Origin of the sequence: Massilia sp. (genome assembly GCF_031995545.1) — a bacterium.
Classification (GTDB): Bacteria; Pseudomonadota; Gammaproteobacteria; order Burkholderiales; family Burkholderiaceae_D; genus Telluria.
The window spans coordinates 59,921-85,423 of the sequence record NZ_DAMAGA010000004.1 but is presented as its reverse complement, the minus strand read 5'-3'; the positions used below and the strand labels follow the sequence as shown (position 1 = coordinate 85,423).

Below are 25,503 nucleotides of genomic sequence, written 5' to 3'. Positions count from 1 at the left end.
CATTAAACAAAACACTTTATGAAACGTTTGCGACACCGCATCGCATATCCACCTGCTGCCTATATGCTCGAACACCCGCGTTCAATCAGCCATCATTGACGACTCAGCCTATAGGATACTTATGCCAGCCCGATTACTATGCATGCTCGTTTTGTTAATAGGAATAAGCGGCTTCAGTCATGCCGCCCTTCCTCGCTATGCAACAGAATTGCAGAAATACTCAGAGTTTGACAAGCCATCTGCGGACGCGATCAGATTGCGTGTCAGCGTCGCGACCGAGAACGCGTCGCGACCAGAAAAATCGGTCGCCACCGGCGATATCCTGCTGTGCGGCGCGCGCGAGTGCTATCGTGCACGCACTGCGGGCCTTACGGCCATGCACGATACTGCAAGCGGCAAAGCAAGCACATTGGCCGACGTCACCATCCCGCGCATTACCATCACCGATGTCTATTTCAGCGATCCCGGCAAATCGGGACTATCGGGACAGATCAAGCTCCAGGCGCCTCTGATCATCGAAAAGGATTTTCACGGCATCGAGATTTTCATTACGGTTCGCAAGCAGGTCAACGGACAGCGCGCAGATTATGTACCTGCACAATCCACAAGCATGTATTTCAATACCGAAAGCGAATTGGTACATTATTCCCCCGCCATCGCTACTGTTGCCCAATTATCGCGCGGCGTGACGCTCACCATCCCTTCCGCCGCGCTCGATCGGCCGCATCTATTCCACGTCGGTGTTCTCGATGTCGGTAAAGCGTTTGCCAGCGTTGATATCTTTCCTTACACCGCCTTGAATAAGGCACTAACCGTCGATGCCACGGCACTGCGCGCGCCCGTCACATCCGACGAGCAGATCGTACCGTTGGCACCGGCACTCGACGCCGCGTCGGCGGCCGCGTCCACTGCGGTGCCGAGGTTGACGTCGCATATCACCCTGCCGCGCACCGGCGTGATCGAGGCCGCGGCCCTGGAACGCGCCGCTGCCGCCGCGCCGACTCGCGCCGTACCGGAAGCCAATGCCGCCAAGTCATGCGCGGAATATCTGGCGCAACCGGTGGTATTCAGCCTGCTCAACCTGACGCTGTTACAAACCGGCGCTGCGCGCATCAAAGCATGCGAGAACATCAAGCCGTATGTGCATATGGTGTACGTCAACACCGCCGACAAACGGATTCGCTTCTCCGTGCCCTACCGGCTGTCGACGACTGGCAAAGGACACGCGCCGCAGCTCGGGCTGCAACGCATCACCGAATTCACGCCTTCAGCGATCGCGCTGATCAACGGCTTTACATGGGAAGGCGATTACGGCCTCGTCGCCGGTGGAAGCGGCGCCGCTGAAGGCATCGTGCGCTCGGCAGGCGTGGCGCTGGGCGACAACGTGATCGGCGGCGGCAGGATGTGCAGCGGCTGCGCGACGGACACCTTGCAGTTCGTCATGGGTTTCTCGACCGACCTGGCGCGCCCGGACTTTTTCTCCACCCGCTCTCCAAACGCGATTGGCGCCTACTCCTTCAATACCGTCAGCCCGACTAACTCCGTCGTCAAGAGCGGCAGCTGCCAAACGCCAGGATCGCCAGGTCGCTGGACGGCAGTCGGCGCCTCGAACGGTCGCATGCTGCTGGTCTCCTCCACTTCCGGCGGCCAGACCTCCGCTGCGGAGCTGTGCACGGTATTCAAGGCGCTCGCCATCAACAACGCGCTGCGCCTGGATGGCGGACCAAGTGCGGCCATGGTGGTCAGCGGTACGGTGCTGAACGAATTGACCGGGATCGACCGGATCAAGTACGGCGCATTGCGCCGCATCGCTTACCCGCTGCGCGTCAGTCATTGATGCTGACACGCAGGCGGCGTGGCCGGCGCAGCAGCCGCGCCAGCCCGGCCTTCAGCTGACGGCTTTGGCGCGCGCCTTGTGCAGCTTGCGGTAGCTGTCGATCAGGCGCTGGTGGCGCTCCAGGCCTTCCAGCGCCATGCTGGTCGGCGTGAGGCCGTAGAAGCGCACGCTGCCGTCAACCGAACCGAGCGCCGCGTCCATGCGCGCATCGCCGAACATGCGACGGAAACTCCCGACGTAGTCGTCCAGCTCCAGCTCGTCGTCGAGCGTCACTTCCAGCACCACGTTCAGCGCCTGGTAGAACAGTCCGCGCTCGACCGTGTTGTCGTTGTACTGCAGGAAGGCGCCGACCAGCTCGTGCGCATCCTCGTGCTGCCCCAGCGCCAGCTGGATCTGCAGTTTCAGTTCGAGCACGGTCAGCTGGCCCCACTCGGTGTTCTCGTCGAACTCGATGCCGATCAGGGTGGCGATGTCGCCATATTCGTCCAGCTCGCTGTTCTCGAGGCGATCGAGCAAGGCTTCCAGCGCATCGTTGTCCAGCCGGTGCAGGTTCAGGATGTCTTCGCGGAACAGCAGCGCTTTATTGGTGTTGTCCCACACCAGGTCTTCGACCGGATAGACCTCCGAGTAGCCCGGCACCAGGATGCGGCAGGCGGTCGCGCCCAGGCCGTCGTGCACGGCCATGTACACTTCCTTGTCCATCTCCTGCAGGATGGCGAGCAGGGTCGCGGCTTCCTCGGCGTTGGAGTCGTGCCCCTTGCCCGAGAAATCCCACTCGACGAAATCGTAGTCCGACTTGGCGCTGAAGAAGCGCCACGACACCACGCCGCTGGAATCGATGAAGTGCTCGACGAAGTTGTTCGGCTCGGTGACCGCGTGGCTGGAGAAGGTCGGGCGCGGCAAGTCGTTCAGGCCTTCGAAGCTGCGGCCCTGCATCAGCTCGGTCAGGCTGCGTTCCAGCGCGACTTCCAGGCTCGGGTGGGCGCCGAACGAGGCGAACACGCCGCCGGTGCGCGGGTTCATCAGCGTCACGCACATCACCGGATAGGTGCCGCCGAGCGACGCGTCCTTGACCAGCACCGGGAAGCCCTGCTCTTCCAGGCCCTTGATGCCGGCCACGATGCCGGGATACTTGTCCAGCACCGCCTGCGGCACGTCCGGCAGCGCCAGCTCGCCTTCCAGGATCTCGCGTTTCACCGCGCGCTCGAAGATCTCGGACAGGCACTGCACCTGCGCTTCGGCCAGCGTGTTACCGGCGCTCATGCCGTTGCTGGCGTACAGGTTCTCGACCAGGCTGACCGGGAAGTACACGGTGTCGCCGTCCGAATGGCGCACGAACGGCAGCGCCACGATGCCGCGCTCGGTGTTGCCGGAATTGGTGTCGAACAGGTGCGAGGCCTGCAGCTCGTCGTCCGGGTTGTAGATGGCGAGGCAGTAGTCGTCGAGGATCCCTTCCGGCAGCGCATCGTCGGCGCCGGGCTGGAACCAGCGCTCGTTCGGGTAGTGCACGAACGGCGCGTTGGCGATGTCCTGGCCCCAGTAGGCGCCGGCGTAGAAGTGGTTGTTGCTCAGGCGCTCGATGTATTCGCCGAGGGCCGAGGCCAATGCGCTTTCCTTGGTCGAGCCCTTGCCGTTGGTGAAGCACATCGGCGAATGGGCGTCGCGGATGTGCAGCGACCACACGTTGGGCACGATATTGCGCCAGGACGCGATCTCGATCTTGATGCCCAGGCCCGCCAGCAGGCCGGACATGTTGGCGATGGTCTGTTCCAGCGGCAGGTCCTTGCCGGGGATGAAGGTGCTGGTCTCGCTTCCCGGCTGCAGCGTCAGCAGCGCCTGGGCGTCGGCGTCCAGGTTCGCGACTTCCTCGATCACGAACTCGGGACCGGTCTGCACCACTTTTTTCACGGTGCAGCGGTCGATCGAGCGCAGGATGCCCTGGCGGTCTTTCTCGGAAATGTCGGCCGGCAGCTCGACCTGGATCTTGAAGATCTGCTGGTAGCGGTTTTCCGGGTCGACGATATTGTTTTGCGACAGGCGGATATTCTCGGTCGGGATGTTGCGGGTGTCGCAATACAGCTTGACGAAGTAGGCCGCGCACAGCGCCGACGAGGCCAGGAAGTAATCGAAGGGACCGGGCGCCGAGCCGTCGCCCTTGTAGCGGATCGGCTGGTCGGCGATGACCGTGAAGTCGTCGAACTTGGCTTCCAGGCGAAGCTTGTCGAGGAAGTTGACCTTAATTTCCATGAGAGAATTCCAAAATGTCGCTTAAAACGGGATGGGCGCGATTATCCCTTGTTTCAGCCGTTCGGCATAGGCAAAGCCGCCCTTGTGTAGGATATGGCAACACCTCGGCAAAGGCCGCCGTGCTATGCTCTGCGCCACTTCTTTGATGGGATGAGCGATGATGTCGAAACTGGGCGTGGCGGTGGTGGGGATGTCGATGATGCTGCAAGCCGTGGCCCAGGAGGCCCGGCCGGACCCGAAGGCCACCGAAGCGTGGACGCCGGAGCCGGCGCGCATCGTTCCCGGCACCGCCACGCGCGCGCCGTCCGATGCGGTGGTGCTGTTCGACGGCACCGATGCGCGCGAGTGGGTCTCGGCCGCCTCCCCCGCCAAGGCCGCCGGCTGGACCGTGGCCGACGGCACCCTCACGGTGCGCGGCGGCAGCGGCGACATCCAGACCCGGCGCACCTTCACCGACTACCAGATCCACCTCGAATGGCGCGTGCCGGCCACACTGACCGGCACTGGTCAGGCCCGCGGCAACAGCGGCCTGTTCCTCTCGACCGGCACCGGCAACGGCTACGAACTCCAGATCCTCGACTGCGCCGACAACAAGACCTACGTGAACGGCCAGGCGGCCAGCATCTACAAGCAGCACGTCCCGCTGGTGAATGCCTGCGCCGCTGCGGGAGAATGGCAGACCTACGACGTGATCTGGACCGCGCCGCGCTTCGGCGCCGATGGCGCGCTGGTGTCGCCCGCCTATGTGACGGCGCTGCACAACGGCGTGCTGGTGCAGAACCACGTCGCGCTCACGGGTGAATCGCTGCATGCGGGCCGGCCGGCGTACCGCAAGCACGGCGCGGCGCCGATCAAGCTGCAGGATCATGGCGACGCGGTGAGCTTTCGCAATATCTGGGTGCGTCCGCTATAAATGCGGTGACCGGGCCGCGATCGCACCCAGCGCGGTGCGCACCCGCTCGGCGACCGATCCGCTCAGCACCACGTAGTCGATACCAGCTGCGTCGAGCGTCGACAGATACCACTGATGTTGGCGCGCGCGAAACGCCGCGTCGCGCCGCGTTCCATCCTGTACGAACGGGAAATCGGGCGCGCAGACGAAGGTAAACGCGTAACTGCGCTGCGCCAGTACCTCTACTGCCGGATCGACCCTGCCATAACCGTCCTGGCTGTAGAACACCGTCGTCAGCGCGCTGCCGTCGCACACCAGCCAGCGGCGCGCCTGTTGCGCCAGCGCGGTTTCCAGCGCGACCTGCGTTTCGGCGATGATGCGCATGTCGTCGAAAACGAACCGGCCAGCTCTATCCTCCCAATGCTGGCGCCCGAATTCCGGTACGCGAATCGTATCCAGCGCCGCCGCCAGCGCCTGCACCAGCGTGGTCTTGCCGGTCGATTCGCCACCCAGGATGCAGATGCGGTCGACGAAATCGGCATACACACGTGGATCGAGGAAGCCGCGCCACGCGTGCGGATCGCTGCGCACCCGGGTTCCGGAGACCGGCACCGCCATGCGCGCCCGGTCGACGCAGACGTGCGTCACCGCGGTATCGCGGCCCAAATGCCTCGACTGACAGGCGGCCAAGGCCGCCGCGAAGCCGTCGCCGTACGCTTCGCTGGTGAACACCGCATCGACCACCACGCCGGCCAACTCCCGGCACAGCCACGCAGTGAATTCGCGGTGTACAGCGTCGGATGCGTCGTTGGGCGGCACCTCCATCAACGGTTCGACGCCACGCCGCGCACATTCGGCGATCAGGCGTGCGTCGTCGATCACCAGGCGCCGCGCCTGCGGGTACAGCTCTGCAAGCCAGCGTTCACGCAGCGGCGGTGCGCAGCCCTCGAACTCCGGTTTGGTATAGCTGATGATGAGCAGCTCGTCGCAGGCGTCGAGCGCCGCCTCGATCAGGACCATATGACCGCGATGCAAGGGGCAGAACTTGCCGACGACGAGTCCCTGGCGGAAGCGTTTCATACGAGCGCCCCGGCCAGGTCCGACGTGTATTGCAGCACCTTGTCGTCGGCGACGATCGCGACGATGTCCAGTGCCCGGCTGTCGAACAGCGGCGCCAGCGCCGCGCGTGCAGCGGGGGCGCACGCCAAGCAATCCTGCGCCAGCCCCAGTACCAGCCTGGCGTCTTCGCTCTGGTGCAGGGTGAAGTGCGAGAGCGGCAGCGGCCGCAAGGCGCGGGTGACGTCGATATTGTTCCACCACTGGCCACGCCCGAAGTAGCGCACCGGACGGCGTCCCGACAGCCCGGCGAGCACCGGACCGGACTCGCCGAATGCAAGGGCGGCATGATCGCCGGTGCGGTAGCGCAGCAGCGGCAGGCAGAAGTTGAAGCCGCCGGTGACCGTGATCTCTCCGCGCTCGCCCGGCGCCACCGGACGCCCGTCGCGATCGAGGATCTCGACGTACAGGCGCGGCTGCAGCAGCAGGTGCCCGCCGGCCGCTTCGTCATGCACCCCGACCGGGCCGACCTCGTTCAGCGAATAGATGTCCAGCACCGGGCAGTCGAAACGCTGTTCGAGCAGCCGGCGCAGGCCGGCATGCAGCGTCATCGACACCGAGATGATGGCGCGCGGGGCAACGGTGCACGGCAGCGCCGCGTATTCGCGCAGCGAGATCGGGTCGCCGGCGACGATCTCAGGGGCCATCGCGTCCAGGTAGCGCGCGCGGTCGTCCGGATGGCGCCAGTCGTTCGGATGCAGGTTGATCTTGGCCAGGCCCACTTCATCCATGGTCGGCAGCACCGAGACGTAGGTAAAGCAGTGCTGCTGGAAGCCGAGCAGCACCACGCCGACCTGGCCCGCGCCATGGGTCTGTACCACGCCCGCCCGCCGCAGCGCGCGCTTGTGGAATGCAGCGTAGCGCGCCGCCACCAGCGGATGCGAGGCGACCACCATCGGATGGCCGGTGGTGCCGGTGGTCAGGAACTGCAGCAGCCGCCCGGCCTCCACGTGGTCGGGCACGAAGCGCGCGATATCGGCCGCGAAGTCGGCGCGCGAGACCGGCGCCAGGTCGTCCAGCCGGCGTGGCGGCGAACCGAGCGCGCGGTAGAACGGCACCGTGGCGAAGGCATCGGCCACGAACGGCATCACCCACCCTGGCAGCTGTCCCGGTGTCCAGCCCACGCCGGCATGCGCGATCTCGTCCTCGAAGGCGCGCGCCAGCGCGATTTCATGCGCCAGCAGCCGGTTGCCGCTGTGGTTGCGGTAGATCGGCGCATGCGGATGGTCGCGCATGAAGTCGAGCATGCGCGCGCCTGCCGCACTCAGAGTCGGAAAACGCGCGCGGTGCAGCGTGTCGTCGCTTGGGCAGGCCGCCATCAGTCGCGCGTCCACTTGTCCGCAGCTTCCTCGGCCGCCTTGCGCGCCAGCGCTTCGCGCACCTCGCGCGCGCGCTTTTCCGCCTCGCGGCTGGCAGCGAGCAGCTTGCGCCGCGCGGCGCCGCTGACTGACGCCAGACGGTCGCCGGCCTGCTCCGGCGTCTCGCCGGCCGGACGGTAGCCGAAGTGGGCGAGCACCACGCGCACCAGTTCCTCGCCCGGGCCGGCGTCGGTGACGAAGCGGTGCGCCGGCGTGCCTTCGGCGAGCGGCGCCGGTACGCTGTCGAACAGTGCGCACAGTTCGGCCTGGCCCAGGCCTTGGGCGATGAACCACTCATCCGCCACCAGCCAGGCGACGATCATTGCCAGCGCCAAGCGGTTGCGCGCCAGTCGTCCGTCGCTGCCCTGCAGCACATCCAGCCACGCCGCCCCGGCCGCGTGGCCGTGCAGCCGCAACACGTCGCCCACCAGCGCCGGCACCGAAACCGTGCCGACGCCGCCAATGCGTGGCTCGTCCAGGCATTCGGCCGGAGTGTCGAGCAGGCGGCGGGTGATTGCTTCCAGTGCGGGGCCGGTCTTGTTCACCGCGTCCCCTTCGCGCCGCCGGGAGCGTAGTGGCGCCGGCTGAAAGCCTGCGCGAAGGCCACCAGCCCGGGCATGTCGGGCACGGCCAGCACATCCCAGCCCTGCTCGTCCCAAGCGCGCCTCAAAGTCGCGGCAATCTGTCCAAGGTAGTCCTGCGCGTCCCCATCCCAGTCCGCCGGCAAGTTAAGCGCCATGGTGCCGCCGGCGGCGCCAGCCGCCAGGGCGCGCGCGGCGACGTCCCAGCCGCTGTTGCCGCGTTCATCCTTGTCGAACATGGTCGTGATGCCGTCGTCCGAGATCATCAGGATATGGGTCGAGCGCGCCCGTGGCCCTGCGGCGTAGGTCTCGCGCAGGCGATGGATCGGGAAGCAGGTGCCGCCACCGATATATCCGGTCAGCACCCGCATCACATCGTCGGCGTCGCGCGTGAAACCGGCGGTCGTCATGATATCGCCCTTGCCGCTCCACAGCGTCACCTGCACCGCCGCGCCGGCACGCAGCGCCGACAGCGCGACGATGGCGCCGGCCAGCGCCAGGTACGAGGTGCTGTGCTGCGGATTCGGCATCGAGCCGGAGCTGTCCACGTACAGGTCGAGGTCGACCGGGAGCGGCGCGCGTTCGTGGCCCTGTTCCTGACTGAAGACGCGGCGCACCAGGGTCAGGCCCGGGATCGGACGCGGGCTGACGGACACGCTGTGCAGCCAGTCGATCTCGTCGAGCGGGTCGCCCAGGCTCCATGGCTCGACGCCCTCGAACTCGGGCTCCGCCGCGCGCGGGTCGGGCCGCGTGGGGAACGGCACCAGGTGCGGCTGGGCGCGCTCGCGGTAGTAGCGCATCGCGATCTGGTGCGGGGTCAGCTTGACGCCGCCCGCTTTCAGGATTTCGCCGTATTCGTAGGGCTCGCGCGCCTGTCCCGCCGCACGATTGCCGGGCGCAGTCGGCGTGCGATCGGCATCCATGGCGCCGGTCACGCGTGGATCGTGCACCGGATGCAATGCGTCGTCCAGTTCGTCGTCTTCGAGTTCCTGCATGCCACTGGGCAGATAGTCCGACGCCGCGTCCTTGGTATCGTGCCACTGGCGCGCCTGCGCCAGGGCATCCTGCCGCTCTTTTTCCTGGTCCGCCACCAGGTAAGGCAACAGCAAGGCGGCAAAGCGCGCGGCGCCGATCATCGGTTCATTGGCGTAGACGCGCACCACCTGCGCGCCGAGCCAGGCGTCGCCGTCGAGTGCATCGTCGCACTGCCCGCCTCCCAGGCTGCCCTGATCGAGCTGCCACAGGTGCTCGTAGGTACGCAGGTAGAGTGTCCATACCCGGCTTGGCCGGGCCTTGCCCTCCTTATCGTCCTTGTCGTCCTTGTCATCGTGGTGCTGCGCCAGCACACGGTAGATCGCGTCCATGCGCAGCTTGCATTGACGCTGCAGGCGGTCGTTGATGCACAAGTCGGTGTACAGGTTGGCCACCATCGGCGCCGCGGCGGCCATCGTGCCCAGCACGCGGCGGATGCGCGCCAGCATGCGCAGGTGGTCGAGCGCACTGCCGGGAGCCTGCACGTGGTGGCCGATTTCATGGGCGAGGATTTCGACCGCATAGTCCTGCAGTCCGCAGGCGCCGATCGCCTGCAGGTCGACCACCACGCGCTGGTCGGCGAAGCGGATCATGGCGAAGCTGCCGGCCAGTCCCGCCTTTTTCGCTTCCCGCGTGGTGCTGCACAGCTCAGGCTCGTGCAGGCGCGTGTAATGGCTCCAGCAATCCAGTGCCGCCGGCCACGCCGCATGCCAACGCTCGCGCAGCGCGTCCACCTCATCATTGCGGGATGCGCGCCCGAACATCATTGGCGCGCCACCAGCACGATGGCATGGGTGTAGGGTGAAGTGATCGCGAGCGTGCTGGCGGTCATGCACAGCGCGAGGCGCTCGGCCGGAATGTCGAGCGTCACGGCTTGCGCTCCGACCATCAGTTGCCCGTCGCGCACCGCGTACGTCCCGGCGCCCGACGCCTCGGCTGCCGTATCGAAATGCCCAGCCTGGGCCGGCAGCAGCATGGCGCCGTGGGCGTCCGCATGCAGCCAGAATTCGGTTTCGCCGGAGCGGACCACGAAACAGGGGTTGTCACCGAGCGTCGCCCGGATCGAGGGCGGCGCGGCGAAGGCGCCGCCGAATCCCGCGAACGCGCCGATCGTGCGCACACTGGCCGCATCGGTATCGCCCGCCGCGCGCCACCACGGATCGCCCATCAAGGCCGCACGCACCTGTTGCCACGGCGTCCCGTCGGTCACACGCATTGCCGCCAGCGCCAGCGTTTCGGGCAGGTCGTCGGCGGCCGCGATCGCACCCAGGCGATAGTGCGCAGCGCCGGCACGCCACGCCAGTACCTGGCCCAGCGAGCGCAAATCTGCGACGCTCGCCACCTGGGATGCGAGCGCGCTCATCTCCTGCGACCAGCGCGCCGTACTCGCACCGGGCAATGCCGCCAGGTGCAGCGCCGCATTGCTCAACAGGCCGAGCACCTGCGCCGGGTCGCGCGCCACCAGCGCCGCGTAGCTTGGTGCAACCTCAGTCCAGGCCTGCGCCAGCGCCTCCGCCCGCACTCCGCCATCGATCGTGCGTTCGCCAACCAGGTCCAGGCCCATGCGCATGGCGGTCGATGCCACTTCGGATGCACGTTCCGGCGCCGCAGCAGCAACGCTGCGCACCACGGGATCGGCGAATTCGGTAAGGAAGCGGCCAAGGGCCTGCTGGTCGAACCCGGGATAGGTCCGCCGCGCCTGCGCCGCCGATGCATTGAATTCAGCACGGCGCGCAGACAGCACGGCGGCAAACGCTTCGCAAACCATGTCAGCGCGACCGCAGCCAGGCTAGGTAATTGGTGTAGCGCTGGTGCAGGTACTTCAGCTTGAGCAGGTCGTCGTACAGGTGGCCGTACAGCTTCTTGCCCTTGACCCGCTCCGCGACCAGCTTCTCGATACGCACGATCCGCGTGCGGGTTTCGCGTTCCGACAGGCCGTCCAACCCGCGCGCGAACTCCGCCGCCATCGCCCCCACCTCGTCGTCGCGCTCCAGATTCAGGCGCACGAATTCGTCGCTGGCCGCATCGAACAGGTGGCGCAGCCAGCTGATACGGTCGGTACGGTAGGCGGCATGTTCCGGCAGCGCAAAGAACGGCGCGTCGAGATCCGGCTGCAGCTTGTCGCGCAGGACGAACGGCAATATCTGGCGCACGTCGTCGAGTTCGACCTCGCCGTTGCCGCGGAACCAGGCCAGCGCCTTGGCGAACACCAGCAGCGTCGACAGGTTGCGCACCGAGAGCCCGTTGACGCTCTGGCAGCCCAGGTCCTTGAGCCGGTCGCGCCCGGTGTCGGCGGCGGTGACCTGGTTCCAGGCCACGCCCGACAGGCGCGCCGTATCCTTGTTCAGGTACTCGAACTGGCCGCCGGCGAGTTCGCACAGCTCGAACTGGCTGGCGAAGAATTCGACGCGCCGGCGCACCTGCTCGGGCACCGCGACCGCGCGAATGGCCGCGCCCATGCGGTCGACTTCTTCCTCGGTAAAGATCAGTTCCTGCGGCACGAGTTCTTCCGGACGGACGCCTTCTTCGATGCGCAGCAGCAGGTCGCCCAGGAAGCGCGAATTGAACGGCAAGGCCTGCACGATGACGTCGATGCGGTCGCGCAGGGCCTCGATCACCTGGTAGGTGCCGCCGCCCTGCTCGTCATTCGCGGTCAGGTACCAGGCTGACTCCGGGCACTCGAATACCTGGTCCAGCACCTCGGCATAGTTGTCGCCCATGACCGTCAGCAGCGCGCTCTGGGTGCGGGTCGGGATGCGGTTGTATTCGTCGATGATCTTGACCCGCATCGACAGCCAGGCGCGCCAGGCGATGCGGATCCCGTCCATGCTCTGGGCGCTGACCAGGTCGGCTGGCAGCGGATTGCCGAGCAGGTCGGCCACCGTCATCTGCGGGTGCCCGTGCTGCATGGCGCGCCGCACGTCGCGCACCGCGGCGCCGGACAACACGCCCATCAGGATCGCGCTGGCGGTCTTGCCGCGTCCCGGGCCGCCGATGAACAGGCACTTGCGGCGCGTGGCAAAGGTCAGCAGCGGCAGCAGGATGAAGCTCGAATAGCTCTGCGCCGACGGCAGCGTGAGCTGGCGCCTGGTGTCGCCCACCTGGTAGGTGCGCGGAGCACCGTCGTTGTATTCGATGTCGTAGTGCGGGCTGATGATCGCCTTGTTGACGATCCAAAAATACGCCTGGCGCAGCTTTTCGTCGAGGCCCGCGTCGACCGCGCCGGGTGCGGCGCCGTCCGGGAACGGGCCGTTGTACAGGTCGGCCACATCGAATTCGCGCGCGCTGTTGGCCGTATGCGGATTGGTCGGGGCGCGTGAAACCTTCTGGAAGAAGTCGAATTTCATGGGTGTCCAGGGCATGAGCGGGCAAGCGATACTCTACCGCCAAGCCACCGCACAGTAAATAGTGGCGGGTGACGGCTGGTGTCAGGTCGCCGGATCAGCAGGTCGACGCCATGCGTACTGCATCAAGTTGTTCGATAGAGACGGTTTTCTTCTTAAATCGAGGAATTATCATAAAATCTGCGCCACCCATATTGTTGAGCAACTAGCTCCATAGTACAACCGGTCAGTCACCTTCACGGCAGCGACGGCATGAACGCAAAAGCGGCAAGAAAATATCTGTTCGCAGCCCTGGTCTGCGCCGGCGCGGTGGCTGCCTATCGCACCTTCGGCTGGAGCGGCATGGAGCCGGTCAACAGCCTCGGGCTGGATTTGTCCAGTCCCGATGCGCTGGTCCTGAGCCACAGCATTTCCTCATTGCCGCGCGACCTCTTGAGCATCCCGCTCGCGCGCGACGTGCTGCGCGAAGACATCGTGTTCTATTACGAGCAGAACGAAGACCGCCTGGGCCTGAAAGGCGCGTTGCGCCGCATCGCCTACGAGCACGAGCTGACCTGGGGCGACGAACTGATTCGCATGGTCCTCGACCAGCCGGCCGAGATGGCGCTGTGGCGCGACGGCGACGGCACGCTCAAACACTTCGCGATCGCGGTCACACGCACGCGCCTGGCGCGCCTGCTCGAAGAGAGCGCCAAGGTTGCGCTCAAGGACACGCAGATGCGCCTGGCCGGCGAACTGCGGTTCGGCTCCAGCACGGCGCCGGTATATGCGCTCGACTACGTCCACGGCCGCACGCTGCTGTTCGTGGCGCATGGCGAGCGCATGGTGATCCTGTCGCATCCGGGCATGCTGTACGGCGGCGACAAGGACGACCGCCTGGACAAGCGCGCACGCGACGTGGTGGTCAAACTGCTGGCACCGGACGCACGCGCCAACGGCGTGCTGCGCGAGGGATTCCAGCTCGGCGCCGGCATTCCTGCCGGGCATAGCGTCGCGATTAAGGCCGACTTCCTGTCGTTCGGCTACCAGCCGTTCTTCGGCGCGCTGCAGGCATTGCGCTTCGATTTCAGCCGCAACGGATGGCAATCGCAGGTGCTGCTCGACGGCGCTGCGCTGAAGCAAGGCGGCTACGACAGCCGGCCCTTGTGGGACACGCTGCCGTATGGCGCCAGCGCCTGTTTCAGCGTGCCGGCAGACTGGGCCGCGATGCAGCCGGTGCTCGAGCGCCTGGGCGCCGACGCCGCGGTGGACACGCTGGCGTCGCAGTTCGCCGGCCCGGCCGCCGCCTGCTGGTATGGCGCTTCGCACCTGTACACGCCGGTGTTCGTGGCGCGCCGCGCGCCGGCCAATCCCAACGCCGCCGGCAACCGCGACGCCGCGCTGGCCGGCCTGTTTAACGCGATGGTCGGCCCGAGCGACAGCGCAGATGAAACGGCCGCCGGCAAACGCTGGCAGCGCGCCCGCTCCACGCCCGCCGGCGCGCTGACGCCGACGCTCGCCACCAGCGGAGACGCCGTGGTGTTCTCGGCCGATCCGGCACTGGTCGACAGCGTGCTGGCGGTACACCAGAAGCGGGCAGCTGCCGCGTCGGACCGGCTGCCGGCGCCGGCGCGCACGATCGGCATCGTCAATCCGGCCGCGCTGGCGCAGCTGATGCGCAAGGAAGCGTCCGACGTACTGCCATCGGGCAGCGAGCCGGTGCTGCGCGCCGCTTTCGACACTCATATGGCGCCGCGCCTCGACGCATTGGCGCGCTATCCGGCCTACCGCATGGTGCTCGGTCCCCTGCCCGCCTCCGGCAAGGCCTGGACCCGGCTCGAGTGGCAAGCGATCCGATGAGCGCGCGGCGCGACTGCGTGCGCCTGCTCGGCGCACTGGCCTGCGCCTGTGCGCTGGCACCGGCATCGGCCTTGACGCGGATTCCCGATACGCAGACGCGCCTGTCGCCGGCCCAGGGCCGCGCCTTCCGCGCCTGGATGGTGCGCATCGTGCGCGTGCAGGTCGAGCGCGGTCCGTCGCCGCGCTGGCAGCACCGCGACTGCGCCGGGCTGGTGCGCTTCGCGGTCACCGAAGCATTGACCCCGCACGACGCGCGCTGGCTGCGTGCCAACGGCATCGCCACCAACCGCCAGCTGCCGCCGGAACTCGACCTGACGCCGGAACAGGCCAGGCTGCGCAACCGCTGGCTGCAGACCGGCGGCACGGTCGGCCACTTCGTCACCGCGCTGGCGCTGGTGCAGCACAACAGCCGGCAGGTCGGCCGCGACGTCAACGCCGCCCAGCCGGGCGACCTGCTGTTCTACGACCACGGCGACGCCCAGCACCTGATGGTGTGGATGGGCGCGCACATCGCTTACCACACCGGAACCGTCACGCCGGCCGACAACGGCCTGCGCAGCGTCGGCGTCCGGCAACTCATGAACTGGAAGGACACACGGTGGCATCCCTCGGCCGACAACCCGAACTTCGCCGGAGTTTACCGGCTTGCTTTCCTGGCCTAGCGCAGCTGCTGTGCGCCGTGCTGCTGTTCGCCCTGGCGCTGCCAGGTGGCGCCGACACGCGCGAGCGGCCGCCCAGCAACTACCAGCCATTCAAGGGCGCGCCGTTCTTTCTGCTGTCGGATGCCAGCTACGGCAGCGCCGATATGGCGAAGGTGCGCCTGGAAGTGCCCGAGCGCGACGCCGCGCGGGCCAGCCTGGAACAGTATTCGGGCGCCGACATCGTGGTCTACCGGGTACCGCAGCCGCTCGAATTCCTCAAGAAGCAGCGCAACCTGCACCGCATCGAGGTGACCGGCAACTACCGCGGCGAAGGCCTGGCCAATACCCTCCGCCACTTGTGGGACACCTGGTGGAAGGAGTCGCGCCTGGTGTGGCGCAAGCTGTTCTCGGCGCCAGCGCGGCGCGCCGTGACCGAGGCGCAGCCGGGCCTGGCCACCAATGACGCGATCCATCGGCCCACCGTCTACGCCAACCATCCGCAGTACAAGCCGCTGCAGGGCTTCGAGATGGTCGACAGCTTCCGCTATCCGATCTGGCATGCCAGGTCGATTGAACCGCCGCCGGGCGTCAAGCTGGAAGGCTCGAGCAGCGAATTCATCGAGTCCGGCGGAGGCGGCAACCTGATGATCCCGATCGGCAAGCGCAAACCCGGGCTGTACCTGATCGAAGCGATGATCGGCGAGCACCGCGCCACCACGCTGGTGTTCGTGTCGGACACGGTGGCGGTGACCAAGATCTCGTCGGGCCAGCTGCTGGCCTGGACCGCGCGGCGCGACAACGGCGCCGCGGTACCGGGAACGCTGGTCGCCTGGAGCGACGGCGCCGGCATTCTGCAATCCGGCCGCACCGGCAGCGATGGTGTCGCCGTGCTCGAACGCGCCAGCCCGGAACACACCTATGTGCTGGGCGAAGACGCGAGCGGCGGCGTGTTCGTGTCCGAAAATTTTTATTACGACAGCGAGATCTACAACACCAAGATCTATGCCGTCACCGATCGCCCGCTGTACCGCCCCGGCGATGAGGTCAACATCAAGATTCTGGCGCGCCATTTCGTGTCCGCGCGGGTCTCGCAACCGGCGCTGGCCGGGCCGGTCGGGCTGACCCTGATCGACCCGAACGGCACGCCGGTGCTGACGCAAGCGCTGCAGCTGTCGTCCGAGACCGGCGCCGAGACGCGCCTGCGCCTGCCCGAGGCGGCCAGCGCCGGCGGCTACGAACTGCGCCTGCGCTACCAGGACGACACCTATGGCGCGGCGTTTCGCGTCGCCGAGTACATCAAGCCGCACTTCGAGATCGACGTGCGCCCTGCCCGCGCCGACTTCAAGACCGGCGACGTCGTCACCGGCAGCATCGCGCTGCGCTACCCGGACGGCAAGCCGGTCAAGCGCGCCCAGGTCTCGCTCAGCCTGCGCAGCCAGAAGAACACCATGGTCGAGGGCGAGCTGCGCTACAGCGGCATGTTCCCGATCGAGCTCAAGACCCAGGAGCTGCGCAGCGACGACCAGGGCAATGTGCACTTCACGCTGCCGGCGGCGAGCGACCCGTCGCGCTACATCCTCACCGTGCTGGCCACCGACGGCGCGGCCTACCGTGTCAAGACCACACGCGAGCTGCTGGTGGAACGCGCTGTGACCAGCTTCCAGCTCAAGGCCAAGCGCAACTTCTCCGAACCAGGCCAGCGCGTGCGCTTCGACCTGGCGGCCCAGGGTCCGGTCACGCAGCGGCCGGAGCGCTGGGAGCTGATGCGCCTGGAAACCCAGACCAAGACCTCCGGGGCATTCGATCCGGCGGCCACCCACTGGGAGCTGGACTTCCCCGGTGCCGGCTCGTATCAACTGAGCCTGCGCGACGCGCGCGGCAACCTGCTGGCGGCTGCCAGCCACTGGGTGGCGGGCGACGGCGTGCAGGCGGCGCCGGGCAGCATCGAGATCGTGCTCGACCGCGCGCGCTACGCGCCCGGCGAGATCGCCGAAGCGCTGGTGACCTTCTCGGAGCCGGTGGAGCAGGCATTGCTGACCCTCGAACGCGACAAGGTCGAGCAGCATGGCCTGGCCGCCGGCGACGCGCCCTGGTACCAGGCGCGCCGCATCGCGCCGCGCCAGTGGCGCGTGCGCATGCCGGTGCGCGCCGAGCACGGGCCGAACATGACGTTCTCGGTGGCCTACGTGCGCAAGGGCGAATTCGTGTTCGAGAACGCCGGCATCGAAGTCGTCACACCGCGTATCGCGCTGCAGTTCAGCAGCGACAAGCCGGTGTACCAGCCGGGCGAGACGGTGACGCTCGACGTGCTGGCGCAACTGGAGGGTAAACCAGTGGAGACCCAGCTGACGCTGGGCGTGGTCGACGAGATGATCTACGTGCTGCAGCCCGAGATCGCGCCCGACATCGGCGACTTCTTCCATCACCTGCGCCGCAACAACGTGCGCACCACCGCCAGCCTGGCCTTCATCAGCTATGACATGGCGCAGGGGCGCGGCGGCGAAGCGCCGGCGCGCCACAACTACAACGAGCGCGGCGTCAAGGTGCTGGAACGCCCGCGCCGCGCCGAGATCGATACCGCGTTCTGGGCGCCGACGCTCAGGACCGACGCCAGCGGCCGCGCGCGCGTGACGTTCGTGATGCCCGACGCTCTCACCCGCTGGCGCATCACCGGGCGCGCCATGGACGCCCAGGGTCGCGTCGGCCAGCGCACCGCCTACGTGCGCTCGGACAAGGCCTTTTATACCAAGTGGACCGCGCCCGACTGGATGCGCGCCGGCGACGCACCGCGCGCCTCGATCGCGGTGTTCAACCAGACCGGAAGCGAACAGCCACTGGAGGTCACGCTGGCGGCAGGCGCGCAGCGCAGCAAGAAAACGCTGCAGGCGCGGCCCGGGGTCAACTATGCCGAATTCGCGTTGTCGGCCGGCGCCGCTCCGCTGCGGCTCGAAATCCGCCACAAAGGCCAACTGGTCGATGCCCTCGACGCTCCGATGCAGACCTTGCCGGTCGCCTGGAGCGGCCTGCGGACGCAGACGGTGGCACTGAATGGTCTCGACACGGCGCTGGCGCTGCCGCCCGACGCGCGCAACATCAGGCTGACATTCACCTCCGGCGCCGCCAGTCATTTCGCCCGCATTGCGGATGACCTGATCGCCTATCCCTATGGTTGCGTGGAGCAGACCGCGAGCCGCCTGATTCCGCTGACGATGGCGCTGCAGGGCGTCGGCGCCGCCCCCGGCGTGCGCGATCGGCTGCTGGCCACGCTGCAGTCGCAGCGCCTGCGCCTGGTGTCGATGGCCGGACCGCAGGCGGTGTTCGGATGGTGGGGCAACGGCAGCCGCAACGATCCGCTGATGACGGCCTACGCCTATTACGCCGACTGGCTGGCGGCGCGCACGCTCGGCATTGAGCTGCCGCCCGAGCACTGGAACAATGTGACGCGGGTGTACCAGGAACACGGCCTGGGTGCGCCCGTACTCGAACGCGCGCTGGTGCTGTGGCTGGCGCGCGAGATGGACCTGCCGACCCGCACGCTGGCCGCCGGCCTGGTAGAAAACTACGCCGGCGCCAAGCTGGCGGCGCTACCCAAGCGCGCCGCGCACGATTCGCTGGTGCTGGGCGCCACGCCGGATTCCGGCACGGATGCGATGGGACTCGGCCTGCTGGCGGTGGTCGCCGCCGACAACAGCGTCGAACTGCCGCCCTCGCTGCAGGAGCAGGTCGACGCCGCCTGGAAAGCGCTGCAGGGAATGCGCGCTCCTGCCGCGCGCGCCTTGCTGATGCTGGGCGGCCAGCAGCCGGCCGGCGGCGCCGACGCGCTGCTGCAGGACGCCAGCGCCGACCTGCCGACGATCGACCGAGCGTTGACCCTGATCTGGGTCCAGAAAAAACTCGGCGGCGCGCCGGCGGCGCAGCGGCCCGACCTGGCACCGGCCGGCGCCTGGCGGGGGGATGATGGCCGTTCCGGCATGCCGGTCTGGCACTGGACCGACCCGAAGGCGCTGCCGGCACGCCTCCAACTGACGCAGGCCGCGCCTGCCGGTACGGTCGCCATGCTGCAGTTCGACAGCCGGGCGCCGCAAACCGGCGACCTGCCGGTGCAGGTGCAGCGCCGCATCCTGCGCCTGAAAGCCTCCGGCAGCGGCTACAGCCTGCAGCCATTGAAAGGCAATGAAGCGCTGCGCACCGATGAACTCTACCTGGACGAGGTCACCTTGAAGCCGGCAGCCGGCACGCGTGCTCGTTTCGGTCTGGTCGAAGTGGCGCTGCCGCCGGGCGCCTCGGTCGAAGCCACCACCTGGGGCATCGACCTGAAACACGACGGCAAGAGCACCCCGCTCGAACGCGCGCGCCACGTGGAACGGCGCGACGGCTACGCGGTGCCGGTCGATGTGCTGGAAGGCGAGATCAAGGTGCGCCACCTGCTGCGCTTCGCCCAGAAGGGCCGCTACCGGGTGCCGCCGGCGCGCTTCCATCGCATGTATCAGCCTGACCGGATCGCCACCGAGCAACCGCAGCGGGCCATCGCCACGCTGCAGGTGGAATGATGCGCCTCGCGCTCCTGTTTGCTGCGCTGCTGGCCGGCACCAATCATGGCGGCGCGGCGACCCTCGATGTCGCCTGGCTGGACGGCGGCAACGTACGCAGCGTCCAGCTGCAGCAGGAGACTGTGGCCGGCGGACCGGCCGTGCGCGCCGACACGCAGGTTCCGCTGGGCAGCCTGTGGAAGCTGTTCGTCTACGTGTACGCATCCGATACCGGCGTCGCCATGCCGGATTACCACTGCACCGGCCGGGTGCCGGACGAAGCGTACTGCTGCGACCCGGGCCAGCGCATCGACGCCGACGCCGCCCTGGCGCAATCGTGCGGTCTGCTGTTCCAGCCGGCGCGCCTGATGCTGGCGCGCGGCGCATGGCAAGCGTACTGGCGCCGCCTGCTTGGTGGCGAGTTGCACGGCGAGCTGGCATGGCTGTCCGCACCCGAGCGGCTGGTGCCCGGCCAGCAGGTGCGGCTGGGCACTCTGCTGCGCGTGCTGGGCAGGATACCGCCGGCCAGCCGCGAACATGCTGAAGCCGCCCTGCTGCGCACCGTGCTCGATACACGCGGCGCCGGCAGCGTGCGCTGGTTCGGCAACCGGTTGCGAGTGAAAACCTTCACTTGGCACCGCGCCGATCGTCCGCAGCAGCGCCTGGGCGGCGCAGCCGGCTGGCTGGCCGACGGCACGCCGGTCTGGTTCGGCGGCGACGATTCGAGCAGCGGCATTTTCAAACGCTGGGCGCCGCAGCTGGCCGCCAGCCTGCCGCCGGCGCGCGGCGCTGGCAGTGATCCCGATGCCGGTTGCGTGGTGGTGGATTTCTTCACCCGCTATCCGATCGCGCGCGTCGACGGGCCGGATGGCCCCGCCCGTAGCGGCACGCTGCGAGGCCGTCATGTGGTGCGCTTCGAGAACGGCCAGCGCCTGGCCTTCTTCGGCAGCGGCGACATGACGCTGCTGCGCGACGCCGGCGGACGGCTGCGTATTCAGGGCCGCTTCGGCGTGAATGAATACGTGGCGCGGGTGCTGGACCGCGAGGCCGATGCCACCCAGCAGGAGGCAGCCAGGGCGCTGGCGATCGCGGCGCGCACCTACCTCCAGCAGAATGCGCGGCCGGTAGCAGCCTGCCAGCAGATCGCCGACAGCAGCGCCACCCAGCGTGTCAGCCCGAATCCGGCATCGAGCGCCGCGCTGGCGGTGGCACGCTGGACCGATGCGCTGGTGATCGAAGGCGCGCAGGTGCGCTACCACCGCGACCAGCCGGGCCCCGACGTGCTGGCCTGGACCGAGGCACGCGCACAGGCGCGCAGCGGCCTGGTGTTCGACGCCATCCTGGCCCACGCCTACCCGCGCGGCAGCTTGACCATTCTCGGCGCAGGCGGCCAGCGCTGCAGCCGCCTGCACGACAACGAAGCCTGGCTGGCGCGCATGCTGCCGCGCTGGGAGCGCGTCCTGCTGCGCGAACCGGGCTACGAACGGCCGGCGCAACTGCCCAGCGTGTGCGCGCTCGGCAGCGGCGCGCCCTACTCGGAACAATCGCGCGGGCGAGTGTTCATGCGGCCGCTGGCGACGCGCGAAGACCGCATCACGCTGGCCCACGAATACATCCATATCGCCCTGCGGCGCCATCCGCGTGGTCAGGACGAAGCCTACGTCGAGAGCCTGGCGCGCCGGATTGCCGACCAGGGCGCGGGGAGTCTGTGATGCGGCGCGCGTCCATCATTACATCGATGCTCCTGCTCTGCGCGGCGTCGGCATACGCACAGGATGCGACGCTCGACACGCCGGTCGGCGGCTGGAAGCGCGCTGGGCTGGTGGACAAATCCGACGAGCTGGCGGTGAACTATCCGTATTCGCTGGTCGACCGCGGCGCGCAGAAATCGCGCACCATGATTCGCGGCCGGCTCAAGAGCGCCAGCACGCAGCGCCCGTTCCACACCTTGGTCGTCAACGGCAATCCGACGCCGCTGTACACCGACGACGAGGGCCGCTTCGCGCGCGCCTACAGTTTCGGCAGCGGTTCGAACAGTGTCGAAGTGCGCACGCCCGACGGCAAGGCGGCGCGCCGGGTGCAGTTCTACGAGGCCGACCGCACGCGCCCGCAGCCGACCCTGCGCGTGATCGCGGCATGGGACGACAACCAGGCCGAGATCGACCTGCACATCGTGACGCCCGACGGCGGCCACGCGTTCTGGCAGCAGCCGTTCCTGGCCAATGGCGGCGGGCTCGATGCCGACAGCGTCGATGGACCCGGTCCCGAGATGTTCACGATGACCTCGCAGCTGCGCGGCACCTACCAGGTATGGATCAACTATTGGGGGAATTTTGGCAACGACGGCTACCACTTCGACGAATCGACGCGCCAGCGCCCGGTCATTACGAGCCGCATCACCCTGGTCTTCAACGAGAACACGCCGCGCGAGCGGCGCGAAGACCTGGTGGTGCCGCTGCGTAGCATCGGCCAGCTCACGCTGGTCAAATCGTTCGTGTACTGATGCCATGAAATTCGCAGCGCTACCTCTCTGGATTGCCGCCTGCGCACTGGCCGGCACCGCACAGGCGCAAGTCAGGATCGACGCGCCAAAAGGCGGCTGGCGCTCGTCCGCGGGCGAACAGGCGACGTACACCCAGCCGGTCGATTACCCCGCCTCGTCGGTCAGCCTGCCGCCGGGCCAGAGCGAAGGCGCGCAGATCCGCGGCCGCATCGCGGGCGCACCGAAGGGCCGCCCGGCGACGCTGATCGTCAACGGCGCGGCGATGCCGCTCGAGCTGCAGGAGGATGGATCGTTCGGCCGCCCCTATGGCTTCGGCAGCGGCGCCAACAACGTCGAGGTGCGCTCGCCTGACGGCCGGTCTGTCGCCCGCAGCCAGTTCTACGACAGCTACAAGGGCAAGACCCAGGCCAGGCTGCGGCTGGTGCTGTCATGGGACACCCCGGGCACCGACCTCGATCTGCACGTCATTGGACCGGACGGCGCGCACGCCTGGTATGGCGACCGCGTGATGCCCAACGGTGGCGCCCTCGACGTCGACGTCACCACCGGCTATGGTCCGGAGATTTTCTCCAGCGCCGCCCCGGCGCCCGGGAACTATCACGTGTACGTCAACTATTTCGGCAGCGGAGAAGACCAGTCGATCCTCACGGTGGCGCAGGTCACCATCATCGCGCATGAAAATACGTCACGCGAAAAGAAGCAGACTTTCCGGGTGCCGATGCGCGCGGCCGGCGAGCTTACGCTGATCAAGAGTTTCGTGTTCCGCTGACGCTGGACGCTTGCCGGCATCGCGCTATTCCGGCCGGAGTCCGTAGCGTCACATCGCCAGGGCGTCTCGATCGCTTCATGTTGGTTAGTTGCTTTTCGCGCATGCCGCGCTGGTGGGCGGCAGTGCACCAGCACCGTTGGCCCACCTGACTGGGCGCTGCGCGCCATCCGTTCAGCGCGATTCGACGCTGGCTACCGCCCCGCGCCGGCCGTTGCGGTCGAACGCCGCAACGCGGATGGTGCCGCGCTCCAGGATCGGCCCACTCACCTGCCGGCTGGCCGCAGTCGGCTCGCTGCCGTCGGATGTATAGCGCAGCATCATCCCCGGCAGCACGTGGTTGGCCAGCACCTTGCCGTCGTCGATCACCAGCCCTGGCGGCGCGATGCGGTAGGCGACCTTCGAGCCGTCCAGGTCGAGGCGCGGCAGCACGCGCTGGCCCAGGGCGTTGACGAAGCCCGACCACGCCGTGCGGTGCAGCGCCGCGGACTTGGCGCTGTCCTCCGCGGTGGCCCAGACCGGATCCGCGGCCCAGGCGCGTTCGGCCAGCGCCACCAGGCGCGGCATCACCAGGTAGTCCAGGCGCGCCGGGTCGCGCGCGGTTTCCGCGAACAGGTTGGCCTGGATGCCGCGTACGCGGCGCTTGCCGTAGTCGGTGATGCGGTCCTTGCCGACGCGCGCCGCCGGCGGATCGTCGCGCATCAGGTCGAACGGGACGAAGTCGTACACCGTGTCCAGGCCGACGTAGGCGCCCCAGTTGACGCCGTGCTCCTCGGGATTGGCGTTGCGCGCCATGTCGAAGTACATGCGGGTGACCGGCGTCAGCACGATGTCGTAGCCGCCGTTGGCCAGGCGGTAGGCCAGGTCTTCGGCGCCGACCGTGTTGTTCCAGACGTAGGCGGTGAAGCCGCTGCGGGTGAAGCGCGGGTTCGGAATCAGCTTCGACGCGCCGTCGAGCGTGGTCTTGCGCGCCGCCAGCTCTTCCCAGCCGGCGGTGGCCAGGCCGTGCTTGCGCACGATGGCGTCGACCCGTTCGTAGAAATAATCCCACAGGTCGGCGCTGGTTTCCAGGCCGTGCTTGCGCATCATCGCATGGCTGGCGGGCGACTTTTCCCAGGCGCCGTTGGCCAGTTCGTCGCCGCCCATGTGGATGGTCTTCAAAGGCACGCCCGCTTCGCGGTGCAGCGCGGCGATCTCTTTCACCACGTGGTCGATGAAGGTGTAGCTCGATTCCAGGCCCGGGTTGATCACGTTGTCGTTGAACAGCTGGGCCGACACGTACACCGACTTGTCGTCGAAGTCGTTCAGCAGGTAGCGTGCGGCGTCGCGGCTGCCGGCTGCTTTCAGGCGGTGGTAGCGCGACTCCATCGCCTGCACCGCGGCGCGCGCATGGCCCGGCATCTCGATTTCGGGGATCACCTCGATGTGGCGCGCCTGCGCGTAGCGCACGATGTCCATGTAGTCGGCGCGCGTGTAGTGGCCGGTGCCGCTGGCGTCCTTCGGGTCGGGACCGGAACCGTAGGCCGGATCGAGGCGCACGCCCGGTTTGGCGCTATGGCCGCGCACGGCGCCGACCGTGGTCAATTCCGGCAGGCCGGCGATCTCGAGGCGCCAGCCTTCGTCGTCGGTGAGGTGGAAGTGGAACTTGTTCAGCTTGAAGCGCGCCATCAGGTCGAGCCACTTGAACACGGTTTCCTTGGTGTGGAAGTTGCGCGCCACGTCGAGCATGAAGCCGCGGTAACCGAAGCGCGGCGCGTCGACGATCGTCAGCTCGGGCAGGTCGAGCGTCGTCGCGCCCGGCAGCGGCAGCAGGTCGCGCAGCGTCTGCAGGCCGTGGGCCACGCCGGCGGCGCTGTTGCCGACGATGTCGATGCCGCCGGCGGCACTGATCGCCAGGCGGTAGGCTTCAGGCGAGGTTTGCCCTTCGACCTTGCCGACAGAAAGGCGCAGCGCCGGGCCGCCGCTGGCGGCCAGCGTGGCCGGGAACAGCGAGCGCGCCAGCGCCGTTTCATTGGCCAGCGCCGACGATGCCGTGATGGCCGGACGTCCGCTCAGCGCCAGTCGCCCGGCGCCGGGCGTCAGCTGCAATGGCGTCGGCAGCACCGGCGGCAGGCTGGCTGCCGGCAGCAGGTCGGCGCGCGCGTTGCGCCAGTAGGTGTCCTCGGCCGTCACCGCCGAATGCCGGCTGCCGACCTTGCGCTGGGCCGGTTCGGTCAGCGTCGTAACCGTGTACGGCAGCGCCACCGCGACGTCCGGCGCGGCGTCGTACACCAGGTAGGGACCGGTCGGGGAACGCGACGGCATGAACACCGAGTCGACATGGCGGTAGGCGAATTCCACCGTCTGGCCGGGCGCCAGGCCCTTGAAATCGGGACCGGGACGCAGGCGGAACAGGCCGCCCGCAACCTGCTCCAGCACCAGGCCGGCCGACTGGGCGCCGTTCGGCATGCGGTCGATGCCGGTGAAGTACAGCGTCCAGCCGCTAGCAGGCAATGCCTGCGTGTCGCCATTGGTCAGCACGAAGCGCGCCGGGCTGCCGCCCTGCGGCAGTTGCTCGGTCGCCGGCTTGCGTTGCATTTCCCAGCGCAGCTGCAGGCGCGCCGCGTTGGCGACGCCCGACACTGAAGCGGCTTGCGCGGTCTGTTGCGCCAGTGCGGCCGGCGCTGCCGATGCCGCCGATGCCGCCGATGCTGCCATCATCAGCGCTGCCAGCAAGGTCGACGCCATCGCGGCGCCACCGGTCATCATTTTCTTGCCCAAATCATTCTCCCTTATCTACTCTCGCGATCCCGGCTGCCGCGTCATGCGTGCAGCGCTC

General features: G+C 67.8%; 16 protein-coding genes. 8 read left to right on the top strand and 8 right to left on the bottom strand.

Translation table 11 applies throughout. From position 1 onward, the window contains the following. Nucleotides 1-142: 142 nt before the first annotated feature. Nucleotides 143-1,837 (top strand): phosphodiester glycosidase family protein, encoded by a 1,695-nt coding sequence (locus RTQ83_RS05065; RefSeq protein WP_312511697.1) that lies wholly within the window; start codon nt 143-145, stop codon nt 1,835-1,837. A gap of 51 nt (nt 1,838-1,888) precedes the next feature. Here RTQ83_RS05065 and RTQ83_RS05060 read toward each other — a convergent pair whose 3' ends face one another. After that, on the bottom strand, nt 1,889-4,084 hold the full coding sequence (locus RTQ83_RS05060) for an OsmC domain/YcaO domain-containing protein (RefSeq protein WP_312511695.1): 2,196 nt from the start codon (nt 4,082-4,084) through the stop codon (nt 1,889-1,891). A 157-nt stretch (nt 4,085-4,241) separates the two neighbouring features. Between RTQ83_RS05060 and RTQ83_RS05055 the strand changes: the two genes are divergently transcribed. Beyond that, entirely contained in the window at nt 4,242-4,997 is a 756-nt protein-coding gene (locus RTQ83_RS05055) for a DUF1080 domain-containing protein (protein WP_312511693.1), read from the top strand. Here the strand turns inward: RTQ83_RS05055 and RTQ83_RS05050 are convergent. From RTQ83_RS05050 to RTQ83_RS05025, 6 genes are read right to left on the bottom strand one after another with little or no spacing between them, the layout of a single operon-like run. Then, complete coding sequence (locus tag RTQ83_RS05050; protein ID WP_312511691.1) at nt 4,992-6,056, bottom strand: AAA family ATPase; 1,065 nt, start codon at nt 6,054-6,056, stop codon at nt 4,992-4,994. The two genes, RTQ83_RS05055 and RTQ83_RS05050, sit on opposite strands and share 6 nt — an antisense overlap. Continuing rightward, on the bottom strand, nt 6,053-7,426 hold the full coding sequence (locus tag RTQ83_RS05045; RefSeq protein ID WP_312511690.1) for a capsule biosynthesis protein CapK: 1,374 nt from the start codon (nt 7,424-7,426) through the stop codon (nt 6,053-6,055). The genes RTQ83_RS05050 and RTQ83_RS05045 overlap by 4 nt, the downstream gene beginning before the upstream one ends. Continuing rightward, a complete protein-coding gene (locus tag RTQ83_RS05040; protein ID WP_312511688.1) occupies nt 7,411-7,995 on the bottom strand; it encodes a hypothetical protein in 585 nt (194 codons plus the stop codon). The genes RTQ83_RS05045 and RTQ83_RS05040 overlap by 16 nt, the downstream gene beginning before the upstream one ends. Then, nucleotides 7,992-9,830 carry a VWA domain-containing protein gene (locus tag RTQ83_RS05035; RefSeq protein ID WP_312511686.1) on the bottom strand — a complete coding sequence of 613 codons (1,839 nt, stop codon included), beginning with the start codon at nt 9,828-9,830 and terminating at the stop codon, nt 7,992-7,994. Before RTQ83_RS05035 ends, RTQ83_RS05040 begins: the two co-directional genes overlap by 4 nt. After that, nucleotides 9,827-10,831 carry a hypothetical protein gene (locus RTQ83_RS05030; RefSeq protein WP_312511684.1) on the bottom strand — a complete coding sequence of 335 codons (1,005 nt, stop codon included), beginning with the start codon at nt 10,829-10,831 and terminating at the stop codon, nt 9,827-9,829. Before RTQ83_RS05030 ends, RTQ83_RS05035 begins: the two co-directional genes overlap by 4 nt. Before the next feature lies 1 nt (nt 10,832). Beyond that, nucleotides 10,833-12,410 carry an AAA family ATPase gene (locus RTQ83_RS05025; protein ID WP_312511681.1) on the bottom strand — a complete coding sequence of 526 codons (1,578 nt, stop codon included), beginning with the start codon at nt 12,408-12,410 and terminating at the stop codon, nt 10,833-10,835. A 249-nt stretch (nt 12,411-12,659) separates the two neighbouring features. Here RTQ83_RS05025 and RTQ83_RS05020 point away from each other — a divergent pair, with 249 nt between their 5' ends. Genes RTQ83_RS05020 through RTQ83_RS04995 form a run of 6 tightly spaced genes read left to right on the top strand, consistent with a single transcriptional unit; the run spans nt 12,660 to nt 22,688 of the window. Continuing rightward, a complete protein-coding gene (locus RTQ83_RS05020) occupies nt 12,660-14,246 on the top strand; it encodes a DUF2138 family protein (protein WP_312511678.1) in 1,587 nt (528 codons plus the stop codon). After that, a complete protein-coding gene (locus RTQ83_RS05015; RefSeq protein WP_409456082.1) occupies nt 14,213-14,908 on the top strand; it encodes a DUF1175 family protein in 696 nt (231 codons plus the stop codon). The genes RTQ83_RS05020 and RTQ83_RS05015 overlap by 34 nt, the downstream gene beginning before the upstream one ends. A gap of 17 nt (nt 14,909-14,925) precedes the next feature. Then, complete coding sequence (locus RTQ83_RS05010; RefSeq protein ID WP_312511675.1) at nt 14,926-19,437, top strand: alpha-2-macroglobulin; 4,512 nt, start codon at nt 14,926-14,928, stop codon at nt 19,435-19,437. Next, on the top strand, nt 19,434-21,128 hold the full coding sequence (locus RTQ83_RS05005; protein ID WP_312511673.1) for a DUF2300 domain-containing protein: 1,695 nt from the start codon (nt 19,434-19,436) through the stop codon (nt 21,126-21,128). Before RTQ83_RS05010 ends, RTQ83_RS05005 begins: the two co-directional genes overlap by 4 nt. Further along, nucleotides 21,128-21,919: a DUF2135 domain-containing protein gene (locus tag RTQ83_RS05000; RefSeq protein ID WP_312511671.1), complete on the top strand. Its 792-nt coding sequence runs from the start codon at nt 21,128-21,130 to the stop codon at nt 21,917-21,919. Before RTQ83_RS05005 ends, RTQ83_RS05000 begins: the two co-directional genes overlap by 1 nt. Nucleotides 21,920-21,923: 4 nt before the next feature. Then, nucleotides 21,924-22,688, top strand: coding sequence for a DUF2135 domain-containing protein (locus tag RTQ83_RS04995; protein WP_312511669.1), 765 nt, complete (start codon nt 21,924-21,926; stop codon nt 22,686-22,688). Between the two features lie 171 nt (nt 22,689-22,859). On the opposite strand, the gene RTQ83_RS04990 is transcribed toward RTQ83_RS04995, so the two are convergent. After that, a complete protein-coding gene (locus RTQ83_RS04990) occupies nt 22,860-25,445 on the bottom strand; it encodes a family 20 glycosylhydrolase (protein WP_312511667.1) in 2,586 nt (861 codons plus the stop codon). Nucleotides 25,446-25,503: the final 58 nt, after the last annotated feature.

Bases quoted from the DNA above. Each gene is read 5' to 3' on its own strand.
- RTQ83_RS05055 (WP_312511693.1), top strand. From the start codon at position 4,242: ATGATGTCGAAACTGGGCGTGGCGGTGGTGGGGATGTCGATGATGCTG.
- RTQ83_RS05025 (WP_312511681.1), bottom strand. From the start codon at position 12,410: ATGAAATTCGACTTCTTCCAGAAGGTTTCACGCGCCCCGACCAATCCG.
- RTQ83_RS05035 (WP_312511686.1), bottom strand. From the start codon at position 9,830: ATGATGTTCGGGCGCGCATCCCGCAATGATGAGGTGGACGCGCTGCGC.
- RTQ83_RS05065 (WP_312511697.1), top strand. From the start codon at position 143: ATGCTCGTTTTGTTAATAGGAATAAGCGGCTTCAGTCATGCCGCCCTT.
- RTQ83_RS05060 (WP_312511695.1), bottom strand. From the start codon at position 4,084: ATGGAAATTAAGGTCAACTTCCTCGACAAGCTTCGCCTGGAAGCCAAG.
- RTQ83_RS05005 (WP_312511673.1), top strand. From the start codon at position 19,434: ATGATGCGCCTCGCGCTCCTGTTTGCTGCGCTGCTGGCCGGCACCAAT.
- RTQ83_RS05020 (WP_312511678.1), top strand. From the start codon at position 12,660: ATGAACGCAAAAGCGGCAAGAAAATATCTGTTCGCAGCCCTGGTCTGC.
- RTQ83_RS05030 (WP_312511684.1), bottom strand. From the start codon at position 10,831: ATGGTTTGCGAAGCGTTTGCCGCCGTGCTGTCTGCGCGCCGTGCTGAA.
- RTQ83_RS05050 (WP_312511691.1), bottom strand. From the start codon at position 6,056: ATGAAACGCTTCCGCCAGGGACTCGTCGTCGGCAAGTTCTGCCCCTTG.
- RTQ83_RS04995 (WP_312511669.1), top strand. From the start codon at position 21,924: ATGAAATTCGCAGCGCTACCTCTCTGGATTGCCGCCTGCGCACTGGCC.
- RTQ83_RS05000 (WP_312511671.1), top strand. From the start codon at position 21,128: ATGCGGCGCGCGTCCATCATTACATCGATGCTCCTGCTCTGCGCGGCG.